Genomic DNA, 21,875 nt, shown 5'->3' with positions numbered 1-21,875 from the left:
CCCTCATGGGGCCTTTTCTTTGCCCCCTTCCCTGAACGACAAAAATGTGCTCGGCAGCGACGCCGCCTCTTGCCAAAACACGGGCAAGGCCGTTATCTGGAGCCAACCTCGCTGGGAGAAACCGGCCGCCCTGAGACAGGGTAGCGCCGGTGCCGAAGGAGCAACCGCCCCGGAAACTCTCAGGCAAAAGGACCAGCAAGGTGCCGTCAGAACTCTGGAGAGAAGCGCGAAAGCGCTCGCCGAAGGGATAACAATCTCAGGCGAAGGGACAGAGGGGGCTCAGGAGAACGGCGCAGCTGCGCCGGATTGTGAGCCGGCGCCCTTGAACTGGGCGCCCATGGACTGGAGGGCGCCTTTTGGACGGATCGTCTGAACTCAAGAAAACACCGCTTCACGCGCTGAACGTATCGCTCGGCGGCCGCATGGTGCCGTTTGCCGGCTACGAGATGCCGGTGCAATATACGGCCGGCGTGATGAAGGAACACCTGCACACCCGCGCCGCCGCCGGCCTGTTCGACGTCTCGCATATGGGCCAAGTCACTGTGCGCGCCCGTTCCGGCGACAATGCCGATGCCGCTCGTGCGCTGGAAACGCTGGTGCCGGTCGATGTCGTCGGCCTCGGTGAAGGCCGCCAGCGCTATGCGCTCTTCACCAATGACGAGGGCGGCATTCTCGACGACCTGATGATCGCCAACCGCGGCGACCATTTCTATGTCGTCGTCAACGCCGCCTGCAAGGATCAGGACTTCGCTCATATGCAGGCGAAGATCGGTGATGTCTGCGAACTGACGCTGCATAACGACCGTGCACTGGTCGCCCTTCAGGGGCCGCGCGCCGAATCCGTGCTGGCTGAACTCTGGGCCGATGTTTCCTCCATGCGTTTCATGGACGTGCGCGCCTGCGACCTGCACGACGCCGACTGCATCGTCTCGCGCTCCGGCTATACCGGAGAGGACGGGTTCGAGATTTCCATCCCGGCGGCACTGGCCGAAACCGTCTGTCGCCGTCTGCTCGACCATCCGGACGTGCTGCCGATCGGCCTCGGCGCCCGCGATTCGCTGCGCCTCGAAGCCGGCCTCTGCCTCTATGGCAACGATATCGACACCGGCACGACGCCCGTCGAAGGCGCGCTGGAATGGGCGATCCAGAAGGTGCGCCGCAAGGGCGGCGAGCGCGAAGGTGGTTTCCCAGGCAGCGCCGTCATCCTCGACCAGCTTGAAAACGGTGCGGCCCGCCGCCGCGTCGGTCTGCGAGCCGAGGGGCGCGCGCCGGTACGCGCAGGCGCCGTGCTCGCCACCGATCCCGAGGGCGAGGATGTCGTCGGCACGGTCACCTCGGGCGGCTTCGGCCCCAATGTCGATGGCCCCGTCGCCATGGGCTACGTGAGCAAGGCGGTCGTTGCGCCCGGCACCCCGCTCTATGCCGGTGTGCGCGGCAAATTCCTGCCCGTCACCGTCGCCGCCATGCCCTTCATCAAGAACACCTTCAAGCGCTGATACCAGCGCACCCAACCAAAATCATTCCGAGAGAGGAACGAACATGCTGAAATTCACCGAAGAACATGAGTGGCTGAAGATCGAAGGCGGCGTTGCGACCGTCGGCATCACCACGCACGCAGCCGAACAGCTCGGCGACCTCGTTTTCGTCGAACTGCCGGAGGTCGGCGCGACCTTCTCGAAGGGCGGCGATGCGGCCACCGTCGAGAGCGTGAAGGCGGCCTCCGACGTCTATTGCCCGCTTGACGGCGAGATCGTCGAAGTCAACGAGGCGATCACCGCCGATCCGTCCCTCGTCAACAGCGATCCGCAGGGCGCCGGCTGGTTCTTCAAGCTGAAGCTTGCCAATGTGGCCGATGCCGACGGCCTGATGGATGAAGCCGCCTACAAGGAGCTTGTCGGCTGATGTCTCTCCCCAAGGACTTTGCCTTTACCGATTACCAGCCCTACGACTTCGCCAACCGTCGCCATATCGGCCCCTCGCCGAAGGAGATGGAGGCGATGCTCAAGGTGATCGGTTATCCGAGCCTCGACGCGCTGATCGACGACACAGTGCCGAAATCGATCCGCCAGGAAAAGCCGCTCGAATGGGGTGCGGCGATGACCGAGCGCGAGGCGCTCGATAAGCTGCGCGAGACCGCCAGCCGCAACAAGAAGCTCGTCTCGCTGATCGGCCAGGGGTATTACGGCACGATCACGCCGCCGGTCATCCAGCGCACCATCCTGGAAAACCCCGCCTGGTACACGGCCTATACGCCGTACCAGCCGGAAATCAGCCAAGGCCGCCTGGAAGCGCTGCTCAACTACCAGACGATGGTCTGCGACCTGACGGGCCTCGACGTGGCGAACGCCTCGCTGCTCGACGAGGCAACCGCGGCCGCCGAAGCCATGGCCATGGCCCAGCGCGTGGCAAAGTCCAAGGCGACGACCTTCTTCGTCGACGAGAACTGCCACCCGCAGACCATCGCGCTCTTGAAGACCCGTTCGGAACCGCTCGGCTGGAGCATCGTCGTCGGTGATCCCTTCACCGAGCTCGACCCGGTCGACGTCTTCGGCGCGATCTTCCAGTATCCCGGCACCTACGGCCATGTGCGCGATTTTACCGGCCTGGTCGCCCGCCTCCACCAGACTGGCGCCATCGCAGTGATCGCTGCCGATCCGCTGGCGCTGGCACTGCTCAAGTCGCCCGGCGACATGGATGCGGATATCGCCATCGGCTGCACCCAGCGCTTCGGCGTGCCGGTCGGCTACGGTGGCCCGCATGCCGCCTATATGGCCGTCAAGGACGCCTACAAGCGCTCCATGCCGGGCCGCCTCGTCGGCGTCTCCATCGACGCCCGCGGCAACCGCGCCTATCGCCTGTCGCTGCAAACCCGCGAACAGCACATCCGCCGCGAAAAGGCGACGTCGAACATCTGCACCGCACAGGTGCTGCTCGCCGTCATGGCCTCGATGTATGCCGTCTTCCACGGTCCGCAAGGCCTGAAGGCCATTTCGCAGAGCGTGCACCAGAAGACCGTGCGTCTCGCCATGGGCCTGGAAAAGCTCGGCTATACCGTCGAGCCGGAGGTGTTCTTCGACACGATCACCGTCCATGTCGGCAAGCTGCAGGGCATCATCCTGAAGACGGCCGTCGCGGAAGAGGTCAATCTGCGCAAGATCGGCGACGACCGTATCGGCATCAGCCTCGACGAGCGCTCGCGCCCCGTCACGCTGGAAGCCGTCTGGCGTGCCTTCGGCGGCGATTTCGAGGTGGCGGAGTTCGAGCCGGGCTACCGGCTGCCGGAAGACCTGCTGCGCACCAGCGAATACCTGACGCATCCGATCTTCCATATGAACCGGGCGGAAAGCGAGATGACGCGCTACATCCGCCGTCTCTCCGACCGCGACCTCGCGCTCGACCGTTCGATGATCCCGCTCGGCTCCTGCACGATGAAGCTCAATGCGACGGCGGAAATGCTGCCGATCACCTGGCCGGAATTTTCGGAGATCCATCCCTTCGTTCCCGCCGACCAGGCGCTGGGCTATCGCCACCTGATCGAGGACCTGTCGCAAAAACTCTGCGACATCACCGGCTATGACGCCCTCTCCATGCAGCCGAATTCCGGCGCGCAGGGCGAATATGCCGGCCTCCTGACGATCCGCGCCTATCACCTCGCCAATGGCGACAGCCATCGCGATGTCTGCCTCATCCCGACCTCCGCGCACGGCACCAACCCCGCGTCGGCCCAGATGGTCGGCATGAAGGTCGTCGTCGTGAGGGTGTCCGACAACGGCGACATCGATATGGATGATTTCCGTGCAAAAGCAGAGCAGTACGCGGAAACCCTCTCGTGCTGCATGATCACCTATCCTTCCACGCACGGCGTCTTCGAAGAGAATGTGCGCGAGGTCTGCGAGATCGTGCACAGGCACGGCGGCCAGGTCTACATGGACGGCGCCAACATGAACGCCATGGTGGGCCTTGCCCGCCCCGGCGACATCGGCGGCGATGTCAGCCACCTCAACCTGCACAAGACCTTCTGCATCCCGCATGGCGGCGGCGGTCCCGGCATGGGCCCGATTGGCGTGAAGGCGCATCTGGCGCCCTTCCTGCCGGGGAACCCGACGACCGGCGAAGCCGGTGCGGTTTCGGCCGCGCCCTTCGGTTCGGCCTCCATCCTGCCGATCTCTTGGAGCTACTGCCTGATGATGGGCGGTGCGGGCCTGACGCAGGCGACGAAGGTGGCGATCCTCAACGCCAACTATATCGCCGCTCGCCTCAAGGGTGCCTATGACGTGCTCTACAAGTCCGCCAAGGGTCGTGTCGCGCATGAATGCATCATCGACACGCGCCCGCTGGTCGACAGCGCCGGCGTGACCGTCGACGACGTCGCCAAGCGCCTGATCGACAGCGGCTTCCACGCCCCGACCATGAGCTGGCCGGTGGCCGGCACGCTGATGATCGAGCCGACGGAATCGGAGACCAAGGCGGAACTTGACCGTTTCTGCGACGCGATGCTGTCGATCCGCGAGGAAGCCCGCGCCATCGAGGAAGGCCGGATGGACCGGGAGAACAACCCGCTCAAGAATGCCCCCCACACGGTGGAAGACCTGGTCGGCGAATGGTACCGTCCCTATTCGCGCGAACAGGCCTGCTACCCGCCGGGCGCCTTCCGGGTCGACAAGTACTGGTCGCCGGTCAACCGCGTCGACAATGTCTACGGCGACCGCAACCTCGTCTGCTCCTGCCCGCCGCTTGAGGACTACGCAGACGCAGCCGAGTAATCGCGGCGCGTAAAAATGCTTGCCCCGGCCGATCCCATCGGCCGGGGCTTTTCATTTTCGGGCAGGGACTGCACGGGCCATCTGCTTTTCTGCGAAAAGCCGATGCGCCCTCCTATTTTTTCACCGCAATTCCGGACGCAACACCGCTGCGCACTTTTGCTGGAGTTGCTCAAGGCGAAACGGCGACGTCCACCCAGAAGCGGGTAAAGCCCTCGGCGAAATCCCGATAGCCGCTGAGCGTCGAGGGTTTCACCGCATAGGCATTGGCGCCGTTCTCATAGGCGCGGTTGATATCCGCTGTATTCGAAGAGGAGGACAGCATGATGACCGGTGTCACCGCCGTACGGGCATCGCCGCGCAAACGCTTTAGAAGCTCCATGCCGTTGGTGCCGGGCATATTGATGTCGAGCAGGATATAATCGAAGACTTCCGTCGCGAGGCGATCGCTTGCCATGTCGGCATCGGCGACATGGGTGATCTCGATGGCGCTGCCGGCATCGCTGAAGGCACGCATCACGAAGCGCACATCCACCGGATCGTCGTCGACGACGATCAGCTTCCTAGGCAGGCTTACCACGATCGCTCCCCCTTGATTTTACGGGTTGCGGAAACGTCACGATGAAGCGTGCGCCCGGACCATAGGTCGTGTCAAGCGCGATCACACCGTTGTGACTTTCAACGATGCGGCGCGCCAGAGCCAGGCCGACGCCTGTGCCCTGATAGACCGTCTCGTCCCGGTGAAGCCGCTGAAAGACTTCAAAAATCCGCCCGACATGCTGCGGGTCGATACCGATGCCGTCATCTTCGACGATGAGATCGACGGCCTCATCGGTTTCCCGGCAATAAACGCGCACGACGGGTGCCTCGCCGGGCTTGCGGTATTTCAGCGCATTGCCGATGAGGTTCTGCGCAAGGCGCTTCAGGAGCTCCTGATCGCCCATGATTTCCGGCAGCGCGGCAACCTCGACCGTGCCGCCCACCTCCTGCACGTGCGTTTCGAGCAGCACCAATGCATCGCGCACGACATCCGAAAGACCGACAGGCTTCGGCGTGGTGATGCGATAGGCGATTTGCGAAAATTCGAGCAGGCTGTCGATAATGCGCCGCATGCGCGCGGCACTCTTGCGCACATGGTCGGCATAATGCGCCAATTCGTCGTGCTCGCCGCGGTGCAGGTCCTCGGAAATCATCTCGGCGAACATCGAGAGATGGCGCAACGGCGCCTTCAGGTCATGCGAGACCGTGGCGGTGAATTGATCGAGCGCCTCGTTCTTGCGGCGCAACTCGTTCGTCTGGGCTTCCACCTGCTGCTGCTGGCGCTTGGCCGCGGTGATGTCACGGCCGACGCTGACGATCTCGGCGACGCCGTCGTCATCGAAGATCGCGACAGCCGTCCAGAACATCCATTCCTCCTGACCGTCCCGCCCTTCGACACAAACCTCGAGCGAGCGCACTGGCGCATCCCGCGTGTAGTTCGCGATGTTCATGAGACCGGCCGTCTGCTCCGGCGCGCAGGCGACATCCGGCAAATAGCGGCCGAGAAGCTCATCGGTCGTCGAGCAGACATGGGCAGCGTATTTGTCGTTGGCAAAGCGGATGGAGAGGTTCCTGTCGAAACGCAGGATCATGTCGGGCAGAATCTGCAGCAGCGAGAGATAGTCGCGGCGCTTTTCCTCCAGCGCCGCCTCCGTACGCTTCAGCTCCGATATGTCGACGCGCAATGCAACGATATCGCCGGTCTCGGAAACATGGCTCTCGCCGCGAATCCAGCGGTCCTTGCCGAATTGGAAGACGCTGCCGCCGCTGTCGGTGTTGCGGTGGCTCTCCAGACGCTCGCGCACCATGGCCTCGGCCTCGGGCGTGCCCTCAACGATGCCGGGAAACATGCTGGCGCGAATGCTGGCGCGCGCGATGCTCTCCAATGTCGCGCCGACACGCACAGCATCACGCGCCGCGCCGGTACGTTCCTTGTACGAGCGGTTGAACATGATCAGGCGCTCTTCCTGGTCGAAGATCGCAAACCCCTCATTCATCGTGTCGAGGGCCGACGCAATGCGCTGGCCGAGCAGGATCTGCTCGCCATGGCTGCCACCGCTCAGGAGACTGCGCAGGAGAAGCGCATAGCGGGCATTGCCCGCCTCGTCCGGAACAGGAATGACATGGGCCGTCGCCTCGAAGCGGGAACCATTGTCATGGCAAAAGGCGAAGGGATAGACGTTCTCACGCCCGGTCGCGGCATGACGGGCCAGCAGGCCGGCAACGTCGGATCCGTCGATAACGGACAATTCGGCAGGGATCTGGCCGTCCTTGTTCCAGCCGAAGGTCCGCGCGGCGGCATCGTTGTGCGACACGACATGCGCGGCAGCATCGACGATGAGCACGGGAAACGGCAGGTTCTGGTAAAGTGCGGCGGCAAAACCCATCGTCGCGCGCTCCCCCTTGCGACACCGCCGGCGTCAGGCGCCCGGCCGGGGGAGACTAGGCAAAACCATCAGCAAAGAAAAGTGCAAGGATTTGCAGTCCCGCATCCTCTGATTTCAGGCGCGCACCGTCGGCTGGCCCGCTGCGGCGAGCGCCGCAAGGTCGGCCGGCTTCAGCTCGACCGATTCGCCGCAGCCGCAGGCGGACGTCTGGTTCGGATTGTGGAAGGTGAAGCCGGAGCGCAGCGTCGTCACTTCGAAATCCATCTGCGTGCCGAGCAGATACAGCACAGCTTCCGGTGCGACCCAGACGCGGGCGCCGTTCAACTCGATCAGGTCGTCCTTGGCGTTGGGCTCGGTGACGAGGTCAATGGAATATTCCATGCCCGCGCAACCGCCCTTCTTGATGCCGACACGAATGCCCTTGGCATCGCCGCCGGCATTGTCGACGATCGCCTTGACGCGGCTGGCCGCCGCATCGGTAAGTGTCATCACTGCAAAGGCCATGGGCCGTATCTCCTTCGACCGGCCGGGTTCAAGGCCCGACGGTTTCCGAATCCAAATCTAGTGTTCCCTCGTTAAGGGATCAATACTCTGCTACCGCATGATCTTATCCGAAAAGTCTTCAACTTTTCGGGATCAAGCTAGTACCAACCGACGGCGACCTGCGCCTCTTCCGACATGCGGTCCGGCGTCCATGGCGGATCGAAGGTCATCTTGACTTCGACGCCCGAGACGCCCTCGACGGCGCTGACGGCGTTTTCCACCCAGCCCGGCATTTCTCCGGCGACGGGGCAACCGGGCGCGGTCAGCGTCATGTCGATCTTGACCATGCGGTCGTCTTCGATGTCGATCTTGTAGATCAGGCCGAGCTCGAAGATGTCGGCCGGGATTTCCGGGTCATAGACCGTCTTCAGCGCGGAAATGATATCGTCGCTGAGGCGTGCCAGTTCATCGGCCGGGATCGCCGAATGCACGATGCCGTCGCGGACATCCACCTTCTCTTCGGTTGCGTCGAGGGACATGGGTCCAACTCCTCAGGCAAAAAATTTGCGGGCGTGGTCGAGCGCATCGGCCAGAGCATCGACTTCGGCGCGCGTATTGTACAGGCCGAACGATGCCCGGCATGTGGAGGTGACGCCGAAGCGTTTCAAGAGCGGCTGGGCACAATGGGTGCCGGCGCGCACCGCAACCCCTGCCCGATCGATGACCATCGACACGTCATGGGCATGGATGCCTTCCAGCTCGAAGGAGAAGATCGAGCCCTTGCCCGGCGCCGTGCCAAAAATCTTCAGCGAATTGATCGAGGACAGCCGCTCATGGGCGTAGTCGCGCAGATCGGCTTCATGGGCGGAGATCGCCGCGCGGCCGATCTTTTCCATGTAGTCGAGTGCATGGCCAAGGCCGATCGCCTGCACGATGGGCGGCGTGCCGGCCTCGAAACGGTGCGGCGGGTCGTTGTAGGTCACAACGTCTTCCGTGACCTCGACGATCATCTCGCCGCCGCCCTGGAAGGGACGCATCTCCTTCAAACGATCCATCTTGCCGTAGAGCACGCCGATGCCCGAGGGGCCATAGAGCTTGTGGCCGGTCATCACGTACCAGTCGCAATCGATGTCGCGCACGTCGACCGGCATATGCACGGCGCCCTGCGAACCGTCGACCAGAACCGGAATGCCGCGCTCGCGCGCGATGCGGCACACTTCCTTGACCGGCACGATGGTGCCGAGCGCATTCGACATATGCGTGATGGCGATGAGCTTGGTGCGCTCGGTGAGGCACTTCTCGAATTCTTCGATGTGGAACGCGCCCGTCTCGTCCACCGGCGCCCAGACGAGCTTGGCGCCCTGCCGCTCGCGGATGAAATGCCACGGCACGATGTTGGAGTGGTGCTCCATGATCGACAGGACGATCTCGTCGCCCTCGCCGATCTTCGGCATGCCGTAGCCATAAGCGACCGTGTTGATCGCCTCAGTGGAGGACTTCGTGAAGATGATCTCGTCGACCGAGGAGGCATTCAGGAAACGGCGCACCTTTTCGCGCGCCGCCTCATAGGCGTCGGTCGCAGCATTCGACAGGAAGTGCAAGCCGCGATGGACGTTTGCATATTCGTTCGAATAAGCGTGCGAAATCGCGTCGATCACGACTTGAGGCTTCTGCGCCGAGGCGCCGTTGTCGAGATAGACCAGCGGCTTGCCATAGACCGTCTTCGACAGGATCGGGAAATCCTTGCGGATCGCCTCGACGTCATAGGCCTTTGCGGGTGCGTGTTCCATCTCGTCCGTCCTTGTTGCGTGCGCGTCAGGCGTGCTTTTCCAGCCAGGCGGCGATGACGCCTTCCAACGCCTCGACCAACGGCTCGTCTTCCAGTTCCTCGACGATCTCGGCGACGAAGGCGTTGACCAGCATGGCGCGCGCCTTGTTTTCAGGGATGCCGCGCGCCATCAGGTAGAAGAGCTGGACATGATCGATATCGATCACGGTCGCACCGTGGCCGCACTGCACGTCGTCGGCGAAGATTTCCAGCTCCGGCTTGGCGGAGAAGTCGGCTTCGTCGGACAGAAGCAGCGTGTTGCACGACATCTTGGCGTCGGTCTTCTGGGCATCCGGGGCGACCCGGATCTGGCCCTGGAAGACGCCGCGTGCGCGATCGAAGATCACGTTGCGGATGACTTCCGTCGACGTCGTGTTCGGCACGTCGTGACCGACCGTGAAGGTCACATCATTGTGCGTCTCGCCACCGAGGAGGTTGATGCCGCGCAGCTTCAGGTCCGCGCCCTCGCCTGCGACGACGACATGGATTTCCTGCCGCACGAGCTTGCCGCCGGCATTGATCACATAGAGGCGCAGCTGCGCATCCGCCCCGAGCGTGATGCGGATCTGGCCGAGATGCGTATCGGCAGCACCCTGCGTCTGCAGGATGATCCAGGTGATGTTGGCGCCTTCGCCGAGCGCGATATCGCTGATCGAGGTGACGAGAGCGGCATTTTCACCGACGGCAACGTGACGCTCGATGACCGTGCCCTTGGCGCCGGCGCCGAAGGTGACCGGGAAACGCGTATGCGTCTGGCCGGCATTCTGCACCGTCTGGATTTCGAGCGGCGCGTCCAGCTCCGTGCCGGCAGCCACGTCGAGCACGAAACCATCGCGCACGAACGAGCCGTTGATGCGGCCGATCGCATCATCACCATCGCGCGCGGCGAGGCCCTCGGCGGCGGTGCCGTCGGCCAGCGCATCCTTGAAGGCGCGGACCGTCACGCCGTCTGCCGTCGCGCGGGCATCGGCAAGGCCGTTGACGACCGACAGAACCGTCGATCCCTCGACCAGCGGGCTGGTCCTGGCGGCCGACGCCGCCGGATCGAAGGCCGGCACGGCGCGCAGCAGCGCCTTGAGGTCGGTATAGTGCCAAGCCTCGACACGGCGCGTCGGCAGGCCGGCGTCCTTGAAATCGCTGATCAGCGTGTCGCGCGTGGCAAGCACCGAACCATCGCCCGGCAGTTCTCCGATGGCGTGGTCATAGGCTTCGCAAAGCGCGGTCTCGGCGACCGAGAGCTTCATGCCTGTCTGCATGTTCATGAGATTACTCCTTCACGATGCTTCAGGCAGCAGCGGCACCGATGATGTCGGCGTAGCCATTGGCTTCCAGCTCATGCGCCAGCGTCTTGTCGCCGGACTTGATGACCTGGCCCTTGTAGAGGACATGGACCGTGTCCGGCACGATATAGTCGAGCAGGCGCTGGTAGTGGGTGATGACGATGACGGCGCGATCGGGCGAGCGCAGCGCGTTGACGCCGTCGGCGACGATCTTCAGCGCGTCGATGTCGAGGCCCGAGTCGGTTTCGTCGAGGACGCAGAGCTTCGGCTCGAGCAGCGACATCTGCAGGATTTCGGCGCGCTTCTTCTCACCGCCGGAGAAGCCGACATTGAGCGGGCGGCGCAGCATTTCCGGCGCGATCTTCAGCTCGGCGGCGGCGTCCTTGACACGGCGCATGAAGTCCGGCGTCGTGAGTTCGGCTTCGCCGCGCGCCTTTCGCTGTTCGTTCATCGCAACCTTGAGGAACTGCATGGTGGCGACGCCCGGAATTTCGACCGGATATTGGAAGGCCAGGAAGATGCCCTTGGCGGCGCGTTCCGCCGGGTCGAGTTCCAGGATGCTCTCACCGTTGTAAAGGATATCGCCTTCGGTGACTTCATAGTCCTCGCGGCCCGACAGGATGTAGGAGAGCGTCGACTTGCCGGAGCCGTTCGGGCCCATGATGGCGGCGACTTCGCCGGCCTTCACGGTGAGGTTCAGGCCACGGATGATCTCGGTGCCGTCTTCGGCGATGCGAGCGTGCAGATTCTTGATTTCCAGCATGTTCTTATCCTTTTCGGACGAATTCGTGAGTGGCGCGCGGATTCTCGCGCGCCTGAAATTTCAATAGGCGGAGCTCAGCCGACCGAACCTTCCAGCGAGATGCCGATCAGCTTCTGCGCCTCGACGGCGAATTCCATCGGCAGCTCCTGGATGACTTCCTTGACGAAGCCGTTGACGATGAGCGCGATGGCCGCTTCCGTCGGGATGCCGCGCTGCAGGCAGTAGAACAGCTGGTCTTCCGAGATCTTCGAGGTGGTCGCCTCGTGCTCGAAATGGGCCGTGGCGTTCTTCGCCTCGATATAGGGCACGGTATGCGCGCCGCACTTGTCGCCGATCAGGAGCGAGTCGCACTGGGTGAAGTTGCGTGCGTTCTCCGCCTTGCGGTGGGCCGAAACCTGGCCGCGATAGGTGTTGTTGGAGAAGCCGGCGGAAATACCCTTGGAGACGATGCGGCTCGACGTGTTCTTGCCGAGATGGATCATCTTCGTGCCGCTGTCGATCTGCTGATGGCCGTTCGACACGGCGATCGAGTAGAACTCGCCACGCGAACCATCGCCGCGCAGGATGCAGGACGGGTACTTCCAGGTGATCGCCGAGCCGGTCTCGACCTGCGTCCACGAAATCTTGGAGTTCTTGCCCCGGCAATCGCCGCGCTTGGTGACGAAGTTGTAGATGCCGCCCTTGCCGTCCTTGTCGCCCGGATACCAGTTCTGGACGGTGGAATACTTGATTTCGGCTTCATCGAGCGCGACCAGTTCGACGACCGCAGCGTGCAGCTGGTTTTCGTCGCGCTGCGGCGCGGTGCAGCCTTCGAGATAGGACACATACGCGCCGTCTTCGGCGATGATCAGCGTGCGCTCGAACTGACCGGTGTTCTTCTCGTTGATACGGAAGTAGGTCGACAGTTCCATCGGGCAGCGAACGCCCTTCGGCACGAAGACGAAGGACCCGTCGGTGAAGACAGCGGAATTCAGCGTGGCATAGTAGTTGTCGGTCGTCGGAACGACGGTGCCGAGATACTTCTTCACGAGATCGGGATATTCGCGGATGGCTTCCGAGATCGACATGAAGATCACGCCGGCCTTCTTCAGCTCTTCCTTGAAGGTCGTGACGACGGAAACCGAATCGAAGACGGCATCGACGGCGATCTTGGAGGTCTGCACGCCGGCCAGGATTTCCTGTTCGCGCAAGGGAATGCCGAGCTTTTCGTACATCTTCAGAAGTTCGGGATCGACCTCGTCGATCGACTTCGGGCCGCTCTGGTTCTTCGGCGCGGCGTAGTAGTAGAGGTCGTTGAAGTCGATCTTCGGATAATCGACGCGCGCCCAGGTCGGCTCCTCGAGCGTCAGCCAACGGCGGTAAGCCTCAAGGCGCCACTCGAGCATCCATTCGGGTTCGCTTTTCTTCGCCGAGATGAAACGGATGATCTCCTCGGAAAGGCCCTTCGGGGCCTTCTCCATTTCAATGTTCGTCTCGAAACCGTATTTGTACTGGTCGACGTCGATCTGACGGACCTGATCGATCGTTTCCTGCACCGCAGGCATATCGTTCTCCAATCTTGCCGGATCCAAGGTCCGGCAGTTTGTCAACGTGTGGCGGGCCTCCCGCCGGTTATGTAAGCGCCAAAGGGGACTTTTCCCACCTTTTGGCAAGCGAAAACTTGCGTTTTCGCCAGATTTGCCTCAGGCCGCGCGCCGGCGCGACACAACGCGCGCGAAGGCGGCCAGAAACCGATCCACATCCGCCTCCGTCGAGCCCGGCCCGAGCGAGACGCGAAGCCCGCCGAGCGCTGCGTCGAACCCCATCGCGGTGAGCACATGGCTCTGGCCGACCTTGCCGGACGAGCAGGCCGAGCCGGCCGACAGCGCGATCCCTTCGAGATCGAAAGCAATCTGGCCTGTTTCGGACTTCAGGCCCGGCAGGCTGAAAAAGCAGGTATTGGCGACACGCTCGACATCCGCGCCGTGAATGATCACGTCATTGGTCGCCAGCCGCATGCCGGTTTCGAGACCATCGCGCAGGCCGGCGATCCGGGCATTGCGTTCGGCAAGATCGGCGGCAGCGCTACGGGCGGCAGCGGCAAAGCCGGCAAGAGCAGCCGGGTTCTCCGTGCCGGAGCGATGGCCCTTTTCTTGCCCGCCACCCCGGATCAGCGCGGCCGGCATCAAGACCTCGCCGCGCGAGACGAGCGCGCCGGCGCCCTTCGGGCCACCGAGCTTGTGCGACGAGAGGATCAGGAAATCCGCATCGAGTGCTTCGATATCGACGGCCATGCGGCCCACGGCTTGCACCGCGTCGACAATGAGAAGGCCACCATGGCGGCGAACGATCTCGGCGACGGCTTTCACCGGCTGGACGATGCCCGTCTCGTTGTTGGCGAGCATGACGGCGACCATCGGCAGGCCGCTGGCCTTGTCATGGGCTTTCAAAAGGGTTTCCAACGCATCGAGATCGACGAGACCGACGCGGGTCACCGGAATGGCCGTGACATTTTCGCGCGCAAACCGGCCGCCCTCGCGGATCGCGGGATGCTCGATCTCGGAAACATAGAGATGGCCGATGGCAAGCGGCGTGCGTCCCATGCGGTAATTCGGCGTCAGAGCAAGGTTCGCCGCTTCCGTCGCGCCGCTGGTGAAAATGACATGGGCCGGCGCGGCATTGACGAGTGCGGCGACATCCCGGCGCGCGGCCTCGACCAGCATGCGCAGCGCCCGGCCCTCGCCATGGACAGAGGACGGGTTACCGACCATATCGAGCGCGGAGAGAACGGCTTCTCGTGCCGCCGGCAACAGGGGTGCCGTGGCGTTCCAGTCAAGATATGTCCGCTCCGTTTTGGTCATTCTTCATCCGTACCCGCGCAATCAAGTTCCATGCGGCGTGCATTTTCCTTGAAATTTCCGTCGAGCTTGCCTTATGACACCAATCGCATGGCGCCAACCGGGCGCCGATACAGTTTCGAATGGTTCTAAACTAGGTTCTAGAAAAGCTGACTGCTTTCGTCAAGACTTCAGTTGACAAGAATCCGTTTTCGGACCCGAGCTTGCCGGAGTAAGAATGCCCGAAATCATCTTCAACGGACCCGCCGGTCGCCTTGAAGGCCGTTACCAGCCGTCCAAGCAGAAGAACGCCCCGATCGCCATCGTGCTGCACCCGCACCCGCAGTTCGGCGGCACGATGAACAACCAGATCGTCTACCAGCTCTTCTACATGTTCCAGAAGCGCGGTTTCACGACGCTGCGCTTCAATTTCCGCGGTATCGGCCGCAGCCAGGGCGAGTTCGACCATGGCGCGGGCGAACTGTCGGATGCCGCCTCCGCGCTCGACTGGGTGCAGAGCCTGCACCCCGATTCCAAGAGCTGCTGGGTCGCCGGCTACTCCTTCGGCGCCTGGATCGGCATGCAGCTTCTGATGCGCCGCCCGGAGATCGAAGGCTTCATGTCGATCGCACCGCAGCCGAACATCTACGACTTCTCGTTCCTCGCCCCCTGCCCGTCCTCCGGCCTCATCATCAACGGGGACTCGGACAAGGTGGCCCCGGAGAAGGACGTCAACGGCCTCGTCGAAAAGCTGAAGACGCAGAAGGGCATCCTGATCACGCACAAGACCGTGCCGGGCGCCAACCACTTCTTCAACGGCCAGACGGAAACGCTGATGGCCGAATGCGAGGACTATCTCGACCGCCGCCTTGCCGGCGAACTGACGCCGGAACCGGCCGCCAAGCGCATCCGCTGACCGGCCGATAGCCTGAAACACCAAGCCCGATGGTTCCGCCATCGGGCTTTTTCTTTGCGATCAGTTCGCCTGCTTGAAGGCTTCCAGCACGACGGCCGGCGGTTCGGCCTCGCGCACGCAGTCGCGCCCGGCATTCTTGGCGGCATAAAGCGCATCATCTGCGCGGCGCATGGCAAAACGCAGCGGCTCGTTCTGGCCGATTGCGGCAACACCGAAGCTTGCGGTGACGCGAGCGGCCGGCGGCAGACCGGGCACCGGCGAGACGGCGCGCGTCGCCCGCAGCGCATGGGCAAACAACAAAGCCGCCTCCCTGCCGGTGCGCGGCAGGAAGAGCACGAATTCTTCGCCGCCGATGCGGGCGACGAGCGCGCCTTTGGGCGCGGCGACCTTCAGCATTTCGCCAAAGGCGCGAATCACCGAGTCGCCGCCCTGGTGGCCGTAGGTATCGTTGACCGATTTGAAGCGATCCAGGTCGCAGACCACGATGCTGTGCTGCCCCGATTGGGCCATCAGCGCATCGACGCGATTGTCGAAACCGCGACGGTTGAGCAGGCCGGAAAGCGGATCGATCTCGGCGTTGACCTTCTCGTCGACGACGATTTCCAAGACCAGCACACACAGCAGCATCAACCCGACGGCCACGATGAGCACGGCGCCCATGCTCTGGGAGACGAGTGCGAACGGGCTGCCAAGATAGTCCTTCGCCGTCGTGCCCGCACCGGCAACCACGGCCGCAAAGCCTTTCAGGATGAAGTGCAGGCTGGTGGCGACCAGCAACACGACAAGCGCCCGGTCCACGAAGGATTTCACCGGCGCCCGCCAGATGGCCCAGGCGCTCATGCCGAGCGCCAACGCGAAGGGTGTCTGATAGGGCAGTGCATGTTGCAGCGTGCCGCGCGGCAAATCATAGATGAAAGCGCCAAGCGCCACGAAGCAGAGATAGACGCCGGCGAGAGCCGTGCGGTTGGTCTTCAGGCTGTAGAGATGGCCGATACCGACGCGCAGCATGAACATGCCGGCAAGCATCGAGGCAAAGGCGAGGAGTGCCCAGAGCCTCACCGGCGAGGCATAAGCGATGAGGAATTCGAAGATCGCGGATAGCGAAGCGACCGCGAAACTGGCGGCGAACCAGCGGGCGGCAACGCGATTGCGGCTCCGGGTGGAAACCGCCAGGAAGAACATGAAGAAACACTGCGCGATCAGAAAATTCACCGCCAGCAGGAAGCCTGCGCCACTCATTGGCCACCCTATGTAAGACACAAAACCGGTCCGTGCGGCTGCGCCTCGGGTCGATCGTGGCCGATGCTAGAGAATGCGGGCAAAGAATGCGTTAACCGGCAGCGGCTGTTTTGCGCAGAAGGCCGCCTGTAACGGGCACTTTGACGCCTGTCGTGCCCGGAAAGGTGAGCGGCAGGCCGCGCAGCGAGCGCACCGCCAGATAGGCCCAGGCCTCCGCCTCCATGCTGTCCCCATTGAGGCCGACGGCCTCGGTCGCAACGACCTCCGCGCCTTCGACCTGCGCAAGCGATGCGAGGTCGTCCATGATGACCCGGTTGAGCCGCCCTCCACCGGAGACGACATAGAGCTTCGGCCTTTCCGGCAGATGGCGGGCAGAGCGCAGGATGGCGGCGGCCGTGACATGTGCCAGTGTGCGGGCGCCATCCTCCAGACTCGCGTCGCGTCCTCCCGGCGGGCAAAAATCGTTACGGTCGAGCGAGCGGCGCACCGGATCGGTGAAGAAGGCGTGGCTCAGGTAGCGTTCCGCGAGACCGGCATCGACCTGCCCTTCCGAGGCGATCATGCCGCCCTGATCATAGGGGATGCCGGCATGGGCCTCGACCCATTGGTCGATCAGCGCGTTGCCCGGCCCGCTGTCGAAGGCAACAATGGTTTCACCGCCTTGGCCGATGAAGGTCAGATTGGAAATGCCGCCGATATTGACGAAGACCACGGCTTTGCCGCTCGCCTGGGAAAGGCCGGCGGCGAGCGCGGCGTGATAGGCGGGGATGAGCGGCGCGCCCTGCCCGCCCTGCGCCATGTCGTTGGCGCGCATGTCATAGACCACGTCGATGCCGGTCTCGTCGGCCAGCAGGCCGCCATCGCCCAGTTGCACCGTCAGGGCATCATTCGGCCGGTGCAACACCGTCTGGCCGTGAAAGCCGATAACGTCGATATCGGCGGCCTTCAGGTCGTTTTCGGCCAGCAAGGCGCGCACCGCCTCGGCGTGGCGCAGGGTCAGTTCCCGTTCGATTTCGCCGAGGTCACCGGGCCGTTCCGTGCGATTCTTGATCGCCTTGGCGGTTTCGAGCGCGACTTGCAGCCGGCGGCGGAAGGGAGCGTCATAAGAGCGCCCGAGCGAGGGGCCGCGCTCTACGACGCTCTCGCCATCCGTGCGCAGCAGCGCGACATCGATACCGTCGAGGCTCGTGCCGCTCATCAGGCCGATCGCCGTTCGCATTCCCGTCATACCATTCGCTCCAGACTCACTTTTGAAGTGATAATGCCCATTAAAGGTGATAAATGCCCGCCCGAAACAATCCCACCAGAGAGACAGGCCATGTCCGAATTCAAATCCGATTTCCTTCGCACGCTGAAAGAGCGCGGCTTCATCCACCAGATCTCCGATGAAACCGGCCTCGACGACCTCCTGGCCAAGGAAACCGTGACGGCCTATATCGGCTTCGATCCGACGGCGCCCAGTCTCCATGCCGGCGGGCTCATCCAGATCATGCTGCTGCACTGGTTCCAGAAGACCGGCCATCGCCCTATCTCGCTGATGGGCGGCGGCACGGGCATGGTGGGTGACCCCTCGTTCAAGGACGATGCGCGCCAGCTGATGACGCCGCAGACGATCAACGACAACATCGCCAGCATCAAGAAGGTCTTCGCCAACTACCTGACCTATGGCGACGGCCCGAAGGACGCGTTGATGATCAACAATGCCGACTGGCTGCTCGGCATCAACTACCTGGAATTCCTGCGCGACGTCGGCCGCCATTTCTCGGTCAACCGCATGCTGTCCTTCGACAGCGTCAAGACGCGCCTCGACCGCGAGCAGTCGCTTTCCTTCCTCGAATTCAACTACATGATCCTGCAGGCCTACGACTTCGTCGAGCTGAATAAGCGCTACGACGTGCGCCTGCAGATGGGCGGCTCCGACCAATGGGGCAACATCATCAACGGCATCGACCTCGGCCACCGCATGGGCACGCCGCAGCTCTACGCGCTGACCTCGCCGCTTTTGACCACCTCCTCGGGCGCCAAGATGGGCAAGTCCGTCAACGGCGCCGTCTGGCTCAACCCGGACATGCTCTCGGCCTATGATTTCTGGCAGTACTGGCGAAACACGGAAGACGCCGACGTCTCGCGCTTCCTGAAGCTCTACACGACGCTGCCGATGGACGAGATCACACGCCTCTCCGCCCTTGGCGGTTCGGAGATCAACGAGGTGAAGAAGATCCTCGCGACGGAGGTGACGGCCATGCTGCACGGCCGTGAGAACGCCGAACAGGCCGCCGAGACCGCGCGCAAGACGTTCGAGGAAGGTGCGATTGCCGAAAACCTGCCTTCGGTCGATGTCGCCACAGGCGAACTCGAGGCTGGCATCGGCCTGCTCTCGCTGATCGTCAAGGCCGGCCTTGCCGCCTCTAACGGCGAAGCCCGCCGCCATGTGCAGGGCGGTGCCGTGCGCATCAACGACACCGCGATTTCCGACGAGCGCCGCGTGATCGGCACGCCCGACGTTTCGGCCGATGGCGTCATCAAGCTGTCGCTGGGCAAGAAGAAGCACATCCTCGTGCGCCCGGCCTGAGCCGCGCGAAAAGGCTTTCGATCAAGGCCGCCATAGGGCGGCCTTTTTCATTGGAATTCGAAGATATTGCGGAAGACGCCCGGTGCGATGATCGACAGCGGGTTGATGTTGAGCTGCGGCTTGTCGAAGGGACCGGACAGTTTGAAGGTGATGCCGATCAGGCCCCGGTCGTTGCCGTTGCCGAGAATGATGCCGATCAGCGGCAATTCGGCAAACAGCCGGTTCAGGCCATAGGCGGGCATGAAGGTGCCGGTCATCTCGGTCTGGCCGTTCGCGTCGCGCACCACGCCCTGGAAGGTCGCGCCAACCGTTTCGCCGCGGACCACGCCGTTTTCCAGCGCCAGCGTGCCGCCGCCGACGCGCACCTGGGCAAAACCGCGCGAGAACTTGACCGCGCTGACGTCGATCTGCTTGCGCACCGCATCATTGAGGCTTCGCCCGTCGCCGCCGGTCGGCGTGGAGACCAGCGAGTGCAATCGCTCTTCGTTCACCAGTGCGAAATTGCGGATATCGACGGAGCCGCGCCAGCCGCCGTTGGTTTCGCGCAGGCGCACATTGAGGAGCCCGCCGCGCATGTTGCGGTAGATATCGGCAAAACGCGCGACAGAGCCGGCATCGCCGCTCGTCAGCTGGATGGCATCCGAGCCACCGCTCTGCACCATCTGCCCGACGACGGGAGCGCCACTTTCCGTCACGGCCGAAAGATCGACGGCAGAAATCCGGCTGCCTGTCGTCGCATAGCTGAGGCTGACGTTGTTGAGGCTTTCGCCGTTGAAACCGACGGCCCGTGCCAGCTTGGCCTTGATGCTCATCCCTTGCTTGGTTTTGCCGTCACTGCTGCCGCTCGCACTTTTGAGACGCCCCAGTACGGCCCGGATATCCGCAGAATCACCGTTCACGGCGACCGCATAACCCGCCTTGTTGCGATCCACCACCAGCCGGAACCGGTCGTCCGCCGATAGCTGCACAGTGGAGAAACTGGCCGAATCGAGCGTCGAACCGCTGAAGACAAGATCACCCGCCACTTTGAAACCGTCACCGGCGAAGCGGAAATCCGAAACGCGCGTCGTGCCGTCCTTGGTGTCCGCCGTCAGCGTCACCTTGCCGCCGATACCCGCCCCCTTCGTCCAGCCGAGCCAGGGCACGGAGACTGCGGCGGCTCCAAGGTCGGCTTCCACCGTGCGGGGGCCGTCGCCGTCCTGTTCCATCCGGATGGAAACCTCGCCTTCGACGATATCGTCGAGACCCGGCAGCAGCTTGCGTCTGTCCTTGTTGCTCAGCGTTCCCGAAAGCACCGTCTGGCGCGTGATGCCGGCAGCCTTGTTGACGGGTTCGACCAGCGCCAGATCAAGAGTCACGCCGTCGATATCGGCCTTCGCCTTGAGGTTCGCCTGCTGCGGATCGATGGTGAGCACGCCGTGCAGGGCTGTCACATTGCGGCCGGCAATCGGTTTGCGCACATCGACATCGTCGAGGTCGAGCGCTGCGGTCCATTGCGGCGGCGGCGGCTTATGGGCGGAAATCACGCCGAAATGCGCCTTGACCTTGGCCTTGACCTGGCCGCTGAAATCCTGCGGCGCAAAGCCGGTCGCCGGAAGCGCGCGGATCGGCCGGTAGGTCACAAGCTCGGCGATGGCATCGGCATTGCCGGCGACATCGATGTCCATGTCGGCCATCAGCGGCTTGGTATAGTTGTCGGGCAGCACGAACGTACCGCCGGTCAGCGCCACGGAGCGGCCAGACGGGAAATAGGCCGTGCCGCCGGCAATGCCGATCTCGGTGCGCGGCCCGCGCAGACGGAAGGTACCGGATGTATCGCGCAGCGGCGGGATATCGCCGGCGGTATTCATACGCGCACCCTTGATGTCGAAGTCAATCTTCAGCTCGTCTTCGGTAAGATGCATCGGCACGCCCGGCTCGCGTTTGCGACCGGCTGCGAGATAAAATTCGATGCGGCCATTGGTGACGGTGCCGCCGAAAATGTTCTTTGCCACCCAGCTGCGCGCCGTCTTGGCCATCCAGAACGGCCAGAACTGCTTGACGGCGGCCGATTGCAGCTCGCTGGCGATCATCACGAAGCTGACCTCAGGCTCCTTGTCGCCGAATTGCAGGGCAAGCGACCCGGCGATGCTGCCCTTGTCGCTCGCCACCGCCATTTCCTCGAAGCGCAGGCTTTTCGCTTTGGCGAGATAATAGCCGTTCACCTTCGCGTCGAAACGGATCGGCGCCTCGGCGGTATCAGTCGGTCGGGTGATCGCGTTGCTGAAGACGAGATCGATGGCAAAGCCCTTCTCGGTCCTGTCGGAAACGCGGTCCAGATCGATCAGCCCCCCGGTGAATGGAAACAGCGACTGGCCGACTCCGGCATCCGTCGAGGCAAGCTCGATCGAGCCCTTGTCGAAATTATAGCTGACCTTCACGGAGGACGGGCGCAACTCGGCAGCAACGCCATCGCCATAGACGGAACCGGCGGAAAGCTTGACATCGAGGCTGAGAGCCGGTTTTGCCCCCTGCACCTCGCGCGAGGCGCTGATGGAGACATCTGCGGCCGTATCGACACCGGCGTGCACCGCACCCTGCGGGTCATAGCTCAGCATGAAGTCGCCGAGATCGACATTGCGGATCGCACCGTTGATCGTGCGGACAGCGCCGGCCGCGTCCGACGTGGTGAGGTCGATCTCGCCCTGCTCGCCATTGATGGTGAAGTGCCCGTCGATCGACATGCTCCGGCCGCCCTCGCGGGTGAATTGCAGGTTCGCGACGTCGAGCGTGACCGGCTTGCCATCCGGGCC

Annotated in this window: 17 protein-coding genes and 1 riboswitch; of the genes, 5 read left to right on the top strand and 12 right to left on the bottom strand. The window is 63.3% G+C overall.

Annotated elements, in window-relative coordinates:
- Nucleotides 1-102: 102 nt before the first annotated feature.
- Nucleotides 103-205: riboswitch (glycine riboswitch) on the top strand.
- A gap of 151 nt (nucleotides 206-356) precedes the next feature.
- Genes gcvT through gcvP form a run of 3 tightly spaced genes read left to right on the top strand, consistent with a single transcriptional unit; the run spans nucleotide 357 to nucleotide 4,763 of the window.
- On the top strand, nucleotides 357-1,496 hold the full coding sequence (gcvT, locus tag ACOZKU_RS08875) for a glycine cleavage system aminomethyltransferase GcvT (RefSeq protein ID WP_421578569.1): 1,140 nt from the start codon (nucleotides 357-359) through the stop codon (nucleotides 1,494-1,496).
- 43 nt (nucleotides 1,497-1,539) lie between these two features.
- Nucleotides 1,540-1,902 (top strand): glycine cleavage system protein GcvH, encoded by a 363-nt coding sequence (gcvH, locus tag ACOZKU_RS08870; protein WP_421578568.1) that lies wholly within the window; start codon nucleotides 1,540-1,542, stop codon nucleotides 1,900-1,902.
- Nucleotides 1,902-4,763, top strand: a complete 2,862-nt coding sequence (gene gcvP / locus ACOZKU_RS08865; RefSeq protein WP_421578567.1) for an aminomethyl-transferring glycine dehydrogenase — start codon at nucleotides 1,902-1,904, stop codon at nucleotides 4,761-4,763. Before gcvH ends, gcvP begins: the two co-directional genes overlap by 1 nt.
- Before the next feature lie 169 nt (nucleotides 4,764-4,932).
- On the opposite strand, the gene ACOZKU_RS08860 is transcribed toward gcvP, so the two are convergent.
- The 9 genes from ACOZKU_RS08860 to ACOZKU_RS08820 all read right to left on the bottom strand — a co-directional run bounded on the left by ACOZKU_RS08860 (nucleotide 4,933) and on the right by ACOZKU_RS08820 (nucleotide 14,380).
- On the bottom strand, nucleotides 4,933-5,340 hold the full coding sequence (locus ACOZKU_RS08860; RefSeq protein WP_314093888.1) for a response regulator: 408 nt from the start codon (nucleotides 5,338-5,340) through the stop codon (nucleotides 4,933-4,935).
- A complete protein-coding gene (locus ACOZKU_RS08855) occupies nucleotides 5,324-7,186 on the bottom strand; it encodes an ATP-binding protein (RefSeq protein ID WP_421578566.1) in 1,863 nt (620 codons plus the stop codon). Before ACOZKU_RS08855 ends, ACOZKU_RS08860 begins: the two co-directional genes overlap by 17 nt.
- A gap of 114 nt (nucleotides 7,187-7,300) precedes the next feature.
- Nucleotides 7,301-7,690 (bottom strand): Fe-S cluster assembly scaffold SufA, encoded by a 390-nt coding sequence (sufA, locus tag ACOZKU_RS08850; RefSeq protein ID WP_314093892.1) that lies wholly within the window; start codon nucleotides 7,688-7,690, stop codon nucleotides 7,301-7,303.
- 137 nt (nucleotides 7,691-7,827) lie between these two features.
- The gene (locus ACOZKU_RS08845) at nucleotides 7,828-8,208 is read right to left on the bottom strand and encodes an SUF system Fe-S cluster assembly protein (RefSeq protein WP_421578565.1); all 381 of its coding nucleotides are present in this window, start codon (nucleotides 8,206-8,208) and stop codon (nucleotides 7,828-7,830) included.
- Nucleotides 8,209-8,220: 12 nt separating this feature from the next.
- Nucleotides 8,221-9,459, bottom strand: a complete 1,239-nt coding sequence (locus ACOZKU_RS08840; RefSeq protein WP_421578564.1) for a cysteine desulfurase — start codon at nucleotides 9,457-9,459, stop codon at nucleotides 8,221-8,223.
- Between the two features lie 25 nt (nucleotides 9,460-9,484).
- Entirely contained in the window at nucleotides 9,485-10,759 is a 1,275-nt protein-coding gene (gene sufD / locus ACOZKU_RS08835; RefSeq protein ID WP_421578563.1) for a Fe-S cluster assembly protein SufD, read from the bottom strand.
- A gap of 22 nt (nucleotides 10,760-10,781) precedes the next feature.
- The gene (gene sufC / locus ACOZKU_RS08830) at nucleotides 10,782-11,540 is read right to left on the bottom strand and encodes a Fe-S cluster assembly ATPase SufC (RefSeq protein WP_421578562.1); all 759 of its coding nucleotides are present in this window, start codon (nucleotides 11,538-11,540) and stop codon (nucleotides 10,782-10,784) included.
- A 74-nt stretch (nucleotides 11,541-11,614) separates the two neighbouring features.
- Complete coding sequence (gene sufB, locus ACOZKU_RS08825; protein WP_421578561.1) at nucleotides 11,615-13,084, bottom strand: Fe-S cluster assembly protein SufB; 1,470 nt, start codon at nucleotides 13,082-13,084, stop codon at nucleotides 11,615-11,617.
- Between the two features lie 138 nt (nucleotides 13,085-13,222).
- Nucleotides 13,223-14,380: a cysteine desulfurase family protein gene (locus tag ACOZKU_RS08820; RefSeq protein ID WP_421578560.1), complete on the bottom strand. Its 1,158-nt coding sequence runs from the start codon at nucleotides 14,378-14,380 to the stop codon at nucleotides 13,223-13,225.
- Between the two features lie 214 nt (nucleotides 14,381-14,594).
- On the opposite strand from ACOZKU_RS08820, the gene ACOZKU_RS08815 reads away from it, so the two are divergent.
- Nucleotides 14,595-15,272, top strand: coding sequence for an alpha/beta hydrolase (locus ACOZKU_RS08815; protein WP_117366175.1), 678 nt, complete (start codon nucleotides 14,595-14,597; stop codon nucleotides 15,270-15,272).
- A gap of 60 nt (nucleotides 15,273-15,332) precedes the next feature.
- Here the strand turns inward: ACOZKU_RS08815 and ACOZKU_RS08810 are convergent, their stop codons facing one another.
- Nucleotides 15,333-16,511 carry a diguanylate cyclase domain-containing protein gene (locus ACOZKU_RS08810; RefSeq protein WP_421578559.1) on the bottom strand — a complete coding sequence of 393 codons (1,179 nt, stop codon included), beginning with the start codon at nucleotides 16,509-16,511 and terminating at the stop codon, nucleotides 15,333-15,335.
- 91 nt (nucleotides 16,512-16,602) lie between these two features.
- On the bottom strand, nucleotides 16,603-17,739 hold the full coding sequence (locus tag ACOZKU_RS08805) for an anhydro-N-acetylmuramic acid kinase (RefSeq protein WP_421578558.1): 1,137 nt from the start codon (nucleotides 17,737-17,739) through the stop codon (nucleotides 16,603-16,605).
- Between the two features lie 90 nt (nucleotides 17,740-17,829).
- Here ACOZKU_RS08805 and tyrS point away from each other — a divergent pair, with 90 nt between their 5' ends.
- Nucleotides 17,830-19,083 (top strand): tyrosine--tRNA ligase, encoded by a 1,254-nt coding sequence (gene tyrS, locus ACOZKU_RS08800; protein ID WP_421578557.1) that lies wholly within the window; start codon nucleotides 17,830-17,832, stop codon nucleotides 19,081-19,083.
- 47 nt (nucleotides 19,084-19,130) lie between these two features.
- Here tyrS and ACOZKU_RS08795 read toward each other — a convergent pair.
- Nucleotides 19,131-21,875, bottom strand: a 2,745-nt coding sequence (locus ACOZKU_RS08795) for a DUF3971 domain-containing protein (protein WP_421578556.1), incomplete at its 5' end; no start/stop codon positions are given.

This window comes from Shinella sp. M31, from assembly GCF_049199205.1.
GTDB lineage: Bacteria > Pseudomonadota > Alphaproteobacteria > Rhizobiales > Rhizobiaceae > Shinella.
This window is presented reverse-complemented; position numbering and strand designations above follow the sequence as displayed.

Coding starts and splice junctions, on each gene's coding strand:
- gcvH (WP_421578568.1), top strand. CDS start 1,540: ATGCTGAAATTCACCGAAGAACATGAGTGGCTGAAGATCGAAGGCGGC.
- gcvP (WP_421578567.1), top strand. CDS start 1,902: ATGTCTCTCCCCAAGGACTTTGCCTTTACCGATTACCAGCCCTACGAC.
- ACOZKU_RS08855 (WP_421578566.1), bottom strand. CDS start 7,186: ATGGGTTTTGCCGCCGCACTTTACCAGAACCTGCCGTTTCCCGTGCTC.
- sufA (WP_314093892.1), bottom strand. CDS start 7,690: ATGGCCTTTGCAGTGATGACACTTACCGATGCGGCGGCCAGCCGCGTC.
- ACOZKU_RS08845 (WP_421578565.1), bottom strand. CDS start 8,208: ATGTCCCTCGACGCAACCGAAGAGAAGGTGGATGTCCGCGACGGCATC.
- ACOZKU_RS08840 (WP_421578564.1), bottom strand. CDS start 9,459: ATGGAACACGCACCCGCAAAGGCCTATGACGTCGAGGCGATCCGCAAG.
- sufD (WP_421578563.1), bottom strand. CDS start 10,759: ATGAACATGCAGACAGGCATGAAGCTCTCGGTCGCCGAGACCGCGCTT.
- sufC (WP_421578562.1), bottom strand. CDS start 11,540: ATGCTGGAAATCAAGAATCTGCACGCTCGCATCGCCGAAGACGGCACC.
- sufB (WP_421578561.1), bottom strand. CDS start 13,084: ATGCCTGCGGTGCAGGAAACGATCGATCAGGTCCGTCAGATCGACGTC.
- ACOZKU_RS08820 (WP_421578560.1), bottom strand. CDS start 14,380: ATGACCAAAACGGAGCGGACATATCTTGACTGGAACGCCACGGCACCC.
- ACOZKU_RS08815 (WP_117366175.1), top strand. CDS start 14,595: ATGCCCGAAATCATCTTCAACGGACCCGCCGGTCGCCTTGAAGGCCGT.
- ACOZKU_RS08810 (WP_421578559.1), bottom strand. CDS start 16,511: ATGAGTGGCGCAGGCTTCCTGCTGGCGGTGAATTTTCTGATCGCGCAG.
- ACOZKU_RS08805 (WP_421578558.1), bottom strand. CDS start 17,739: ATGACGGGAATGCGAACGGCGATCGGCCTGATGAGCGGCACGAGCCTC.
- tyrS (WP_421578557.1), top strand. CDS start 17,830: ATGTCCGAATTCAAATCCGATTTCCTTCGCACGCTGAAAGAGCGCGGC.